Raw genomic sequence first — 5402 nt, 5'->3', positions numbered from 1 at the left:
GAAGCCTACCAGCGGCCTAACAGATGGTAGGTCGTCTGCCGCTGTTGCCGCAGCTCAGGCGCGTCTTTGCACCTAACAGTTGACCCGGTGGCATATCCTTTGTTAGGTTGCGTACGTCACACCAGCCGGCAGGCAGCCGGGGAAGGCAGCCCCTCACGGAGCTGCGCGCCCACGAGCCTCTGCGCGCTAGTTCGTTGAAAACCGAATAGCAGGAGCGCCGCGTGGATTCGTCTGCGGCATCCCCGCCTTGAGCCACACGGTGGCCGACCCCGGTGTCTTCCCGGGCGAGCGGGGCGAGCGGGCCGGATCTGGCGCGCGGCATGGACTTCTGCCTCTTGATTCCTGTGCACCCCGGGGTGCGGCCGATTTGGTCGCACCCCGGGCTTTCCCCCACTTCATCGACTACCGGAGGTTCCCCCGTGCGCACGCACCTTGCCCCCGTCACCACCGAACCGACCGCCGCCGACCTGGCCGCGATCGACGCCGAGTGGCCGCTGATCGCGGCCGAACTGGACGCCCTGGACGCCGAGATCACGCTGATCTACGCCGAGGACCACGGCGGCCCGTCGCCGCTGGACTGGCGGCGGTTGCGCCGGGCTGAGGCCCGCGTCACCCGCGCCGCCGCCGAGCTGCCCGCCCGTACCGACCCGCGCCGCGCGGCCTGATGGCCCGCATCCGCGCCGCCTTCCACGACCCGGACGGCACGCGGTACGGCATCCCCACCTACTGGTGGCGCGGTGCCCCGCCCGGCTACGCCACCCGCCGCCAACTGACCGCCGCCGGCCTGCGCCCCGGCGGGCAGCCGATCGCCGCTCAGGTGCTCTGGCGCGGCGTGGGCGGCACCCGCACCGCGTACCTCTACCGGGTCGACCTGGCCGCGCCGAAGCGCACCGCCACGCCCGCCCAGCTCCGGGCGGTCCGCGCCGCCCTGGTGGCCCGCCGGACCTGCCCGACCTGCGGCACGGTCCGCCCCTACTACATCCCGCGCTCACTCGGTGAGTGCGTCGACTGCGCCTATCCCATGGAGGCCGCCGCATGACCCGCACCTACACCGCCCCGTCCGTCCTGGCCGGCATCGCCGCCGGGGCGAGCTGGGCCGATCCGGAGATGGACCCGACCCGCATCGACTGGCCCGAGCGCCAGCGCCGCGCCGCGATCCCCTTCCCGATCGTGGACGGCCGGCCGGTCAACCCATACGCGCCGACCGGCATCCGCTACGGCCGCAACGAGCTGGGCCACTGGGGCGAGCAGCAGTGCGCCGACGCGATCGTCACGGCCATCGACACCGCCGGCAACCGGTGGCTACTGCTGGTCGAACGGGCCGACGGTCACGGATGGGCGCTGCCCGGCGGCTATGTCGACCCGGGCGAAGACCCGACAGACGCGGCGTTCCGCGAACTGGCCGAGGAAACCGGCTTGATCGAACAGTTTTCTTCCTGCGCCGACGAAACGCTGCCGGCCCGCTATGTGCCCGATCCCCGCGCCTCGGACGAGGCATGGATGGTCACCACCCCCGTACGCATCAACCTCGGCCCTGTCCTGCCCGCCGTGACCGGCCGCGATGACGCCCGCCGCGCCGAATGGGTCCCCGCCAACGACCTGGACTGCCTACTGCACCACCTCACCGACGCACACGGCGGTGTCGTCTTCCGCGCCCACCGCGACCTGATCGCCGCGACCGTCACCGACTGACCAGGAGGTCACCCCGTTATGACTGCCCCCACGATCAACGGCACCCGCTACCCCCAACCGATCGAAGACCTGCTTCCGGCGGCCCGCGCGTTGGACCTGCCGGACGGGGAGGTGTTCCCGTCGCGGAACCGGCTCATGCGGGAGTTCCGCATCGGCGCACCGAAGGCCGGGGAACTGCTTGCGCTGCTCAAGACCACGCCCGCCGCGCCGCCGGCCGACACCACCGACCCGGGCACCCCGGACCCGGCACCCGCGCCGGCCGCACCCGAGCCCGCGCCGCCGGTCGTACCGGACCCGACCCCCGCCCCGGAGATCACGCCCCCGACGCTGCCGGCCGAGGCCACGCCGGTCAGTCGCCCGGACACGTCCACCCCGCCCGCTCCGACCCGCCCGGCGGTGGTGTGGCCGGTGGTGCTGCTGGCCCTGCCCGCGTTCGTCGCCATCTGGTCCGGATGGGTTGGCCTCGGCGGACTCACCGGATTCGGCATCGTGCACCCGCTCCCCGGGATCTGGGACAGCTTCTCCATCAACAGCGCGATCACCCTCCCGATCGGCGTGGAGACGTACGGCGCGTACGCGCTCTATGTGTGGCTGTCCGGTCGGGTGCCCGCCCCGGCGCGGCGCTTCGCCAAGTGGTCCGCGCTCGGCTCGCTCGTGGTCGGCGCGCTCGGGCAGGTCGCCTACCACCTGTTGGAGGCAGCCGGGGTCACCTCGGCCCCGTGGTGGATCACCACCGCCGTTGCCTGCCTCCCGGTCGCGGTGCTCGGCATGGGTGCCGCCCTCGCGCACCTCGTTCGCACGCACGACTAGTTCCGCCCGGCGGCACGGCCCCTGGCTCGCAACCTGTGCCGTGCCGCCGGCCCTCAACCCCCGACCCTCACGGATCAGATGGAGGAACACCCATCATGACGTCCCCCCGAGACGATGACCGATTCGACTGGCAGGCCGCCGAGAACGACCTGACCGACCCGACCGCCGCCGGCCCGGATGCCGAGGTGGTCGACCTGGACGATGCCCGCGCCCGCCGGGTGCCGCGCCCCCGCCCGCCGGCCGACACCGACGACACCGCCGAGGACGCCGAGACGATCGATGACGGGCCGGAGCGCCTCGGCGGACTGGTCGACGCGGCCGAGGACATCCCGCCGGAGGTGCTGGCTCGGCAGCGGGAGCGCCGGCCGATCCTGGCCGAGTGGGCGCGTTCGTGGCGCGGCCTGCGCGCGGCGGCGCGGCACCAATCGAAGGATGCCGGCTACGTGGCCGCTTACCACGCTGTCAGGCTGCCGAAGTACGCGGCGAAAACCGCTGTCTGGGCACCTGTCGGCCTGTTCCGCGGCCTCGGCCGGGCGGTGCACTGGGCCACCGCCGAGGAAGGTAACTGGCACCTCCGGCAGGCTGCCGCGACCCGTGGTGAGGCGGACGTGTGGCTCAAGCTGGACGCCCGCCGGCAGCGCCAGAGCGTGTGGCGGTGGTGGGTGCTCGCCGCCGGTGTCGGCGCGACCGTCGCCGGGGCGATTGTCCTGGCCATGGGTCCGCCGTGGTGGCGGTGGGTCACGCTTGCCGTGGTGGTGCCGCTGCTGGCCACGCTCGGTCGACCGGCGGACAAGCCGCTCACCGACCGGGTCACCGAAGGCACCCGCTATCGCAAGCTGACCGCCGATCTGGTGCGGCGGGCGTTGACCTCGTTGCAGATGGCCGCGATCAACAGCGCGGTTGCCAAGGACCCGAAGGCGATCAGCTTCCCGGTCGATATCCACCGCGACGGCCCCGGGCACCTGGCCGTGGTCGACCTCCCGTACGGGGTGGAGGCCGCCGAGGTGGTCGCCCGGCGCGGTCGGCTGGCCTCGGCGATGCGGCTACCGCTGGATCAGGTGTGGCCCGAACCGGCACCGGGTCACACGGGCCGGCTGGCGTTGTGGGTCGGCTATGAGCCGGCGTCGCAGATGAAGCAACCCGCGTGGCCGCTGCTGTCGGAGTCGGCGAAGGTGGACGTGTTCAAGGCGTTCCCGTTCGCCACCACGCCCCGCCTCGACACGGTTGCGGTTGACCTGATGTTCCGCAACTACCTCTTCGGCGGGCAGCCCGGGTCCGGGAAGACGTTCGCGCTGCGGGATCTGATCCTGGCCGCAGCCCTCGACGCCCGCACCGAGATCCGGGGCTACGAGTTGAAGGGCGTTGGCGACTTCGCGGTGTTGGAGCCGGTCATGGCCGAGTACGGCAACGGCTTCGATGACGACACCCTCGCCCGCTGCTTCGCCTTCATCGAGTGGCTGTACGAGGAGTGCCGCCGCCGATCGAAGCGCATCGAGCACTACGCCCGGTTGGGCAAGGCCCCCGAGAACAAGGTCACCCCGGAACTGGCGTCGCTCAAGGGGTCCGGCCTTCACCCGCTGGTGGCGTGGTTCGATGAGCTGCAAGAGCTGATGACCAGCAAGTACGGCAAGGACGCCGGGGACATCCTGGAAAAGGTCATCAAGCTCGGCCGGGCGCTGGGTGTGATCATCCTGATCGGCACGCAGATCCCCGACAAGGACAGCTTGCCGACCGGCATCACCCGCAACGTCAACTCCCGGTTCTGCCTCTCCGTGGCTGACCAGACGGCCAACGACATGATCCTTGGCACCTCGGCCTACAAGAACGGCTACCGGGCGACGGTCTTCCAGCCGGTGGCCGAGGCCGGGTGGGGCATCCTGCGCGGCTTCGGCGCGAAGGCGTCGGCGGTGCGGTCGTTCTACGTCGACACCACCGCCGCCGCCCGCATCGTGGCCCGCGCGGTGGCGCTGCGCACCACGGCCGGGACGCTGCCGAAGCTGGACGAGCAGACCCGCGATGTGGCCCCGGTCGCGGACGTGCTCGGTGACCTGGCGCGCGTGTGGCCGGGCGATGAGAAGGCAGTGTGGAACGAGACGCTGTGCGCGCTGCTGGCCGAGCTGCGGCCCGACGTGTACGGCGGGTGGGAGGCCGCGCAGCTCACCACCGCGCTCAAGCCCCACCCGCTGGTGAAGGTTGCCGACGTCGGGCGGCGCATCGACGGTAAGGCCACCACCCGGCGCGGCATCAAGCACCCCGACGTGCTCGCCGCGATTGCGGAGCGTGACCGGAAGCGGTCCGCCGGCTAACCGCCGTGAGGGTGCTAGCGCTAGCGGCCCGTCCTGCTAGCGCTAGCACCCTCGCTAGCACCCGATCCGAATCATGAGCTGCGACCTAGCAGATAGCAGCTCACGGCCGTTCGCACCCAAAAACCGGCCCGGGAGGCTGTTGTGAACCCCCACCTGACTGCCGCTATCGTCCTCGCCGCGATCCCTGCCCTGATCACGCTCGGTTATGCCGGGCTGTGCTGGGTCAAGCCCGTCAAGACCTGCCAGCGGTGCGCCGGCACCGGCCGCATCACCACCCGCGTCCTGCGCCGGCCGCGTGCCTGCCGCCGCTGCGACCGAGGCCACCGGCTGCGCACCGGCCGCCGCCTGTTCAACCACTTTCACCGGCTGCGCGCCGAGGCGAACCGATGAACCGCCGACCCCGTGACGGGCACACCGAGTGGTGCGGCAAAGACCACCGCTGCGGCCTCGGTGAGCACCGCTCCGACGAAATCGTGGTCGACGTCGCCGGCCGCGCCCGCGCCGTCCTCGTGCGGGTACGCACCGCCGCCGGGCGGGAACACGCCGAGGTGCGCGTCAGGGTCGCGCTCGCCCCGTCCGAGTTGGCCGCCCGCC

7 protein-coding genes are annotated in these 5402 nt (G+C 72.0%); all 7 read left to right on the top strand.

Annotation, left to right across the window (positions count from 1 at the left end):
- Positions 1-419 precede the first annotated feature (419 nt).
- A complete protein-coding gene (locus AB0B86_RS33240; RefSeq protein ID WP_357420576.1) occupies positions 420-665 on the top strand; it encodes a DUF6284 family protein in 246 nt (81 codons plus the stop codon).
- The gene (locus AB0B86_RS33235; protein ID WP_357420574.1) at positions 665-1039 is read left to right on the top strand and encodes an RRQRL motif-containing zinc-binding protein; all 375 of its coding nucleotides are present in this window, start codon (positions 665-667) and stop codon (positions 1037-1039) included. The genes AB0B86_RS33240 and AB0B86_RS33235 overlap by 1 nt, the downstream gene beginning before the upstream one ends.
- Entirely contained in the window at positions 1036-1692 is a 657-nt protein-coding gene (locus AB0B86_RS33230) for an NUDIX domain-containing protein (RefSeq protein WP_357420572.1), read from the top strand. The genes AB0B86_RS33235 and AB0B86_RS33230 overlap by 4 nt, the downstream gene beginning before the upstream one ends.
- Before the next feature lie 18 nt (positions 1693-1710).
- On the top strand, positions 1711-2502 hold the full coding sequence (locus AB0B86_RS33225; RefSeq protein WP_357420570.1) for an ABC transporter permease: 792 nt from the start codon (positions 1711-1713) through the stop codon (positions 2500-2502).
- Positions 2503-2597: 95 nt separating this feature from the next.
- Positions 2598-4808 (top strand): cell division protein FtsK, encoded by a 2211-nt coding sequence (locus AB0B86_RS33220; RefSeq protein WP_357420568.1) that lies wholly within the window; start codon positions 2598-2600, stop codon positions 4806-4808.
- Between the two features lie 141 nt (positions 4809-4949).
- A complete protein-coding gene (locus AB0B86_RS33215; RefSeq protein ID WP_357420566.1) occupies positions 4950-5198 on the top strand; it encodes a hypothetical protein in 249 nt (82 codons plus the stop codon).
- The coding region (locus tag AB0B86_RS33210; protein ID WP_357420564.1) for a hypothetical protein at positions 5195-5402 on the top strand (208 nt) is incomplete at its 3' end. The genes AB0B86_RS33215 and AB0B86_RS33210, both read left to right, overlap by 4 nt.

The sequence above is a fragment of the Micromonospora sp. NPDC049047 genome (genome assembly GCF_040649135.1).
In the GTDB taxonomy this organism is placed as follows: Bacteria; Actinomycetota; Actinomycetes; order Mycobacteriales; family Micromonosporaceae; genus Micromonospora.
Note: the sequence above shows the minus strand (reverse complement) of the source record. Positions and strands in the feature narration are given on the sequence as shown.

What these genes read in the sequence shown, in the direction of transcription:
- AB0B86_RS33235 (WP_357420574.1), top strand. Translation starts at nt 665, where the DNA reads ATGGCCCGCATCCGCGCCGCCTTCCACGACCCGGACGGCACGCGGTAC.
- AB0B86_RS33230 (WP_357420572.1), top strand. Translation starts at nt 1,036, where the DNA reads ATGACCCGCACCTACACCGCCCCGTCCGTCCTGGCCGGCATCGCCGCC.
- AB0B86_RS33225 (WP_357420570.1), top strand. Translation starts at nt 1,711, where the DNA reads ATGACTGCCCCCACGATCAACGGCACCCGCTACCCCCAACCGATCGAA.
- AB0B86_RS33220 (WP_357420568.1), top strand. Translation starts at nt 2,598, where the DNA reads ATGACGTCCCCCCGAGACGATGACCGATTCGACTGGCAGGCCGCCGAG.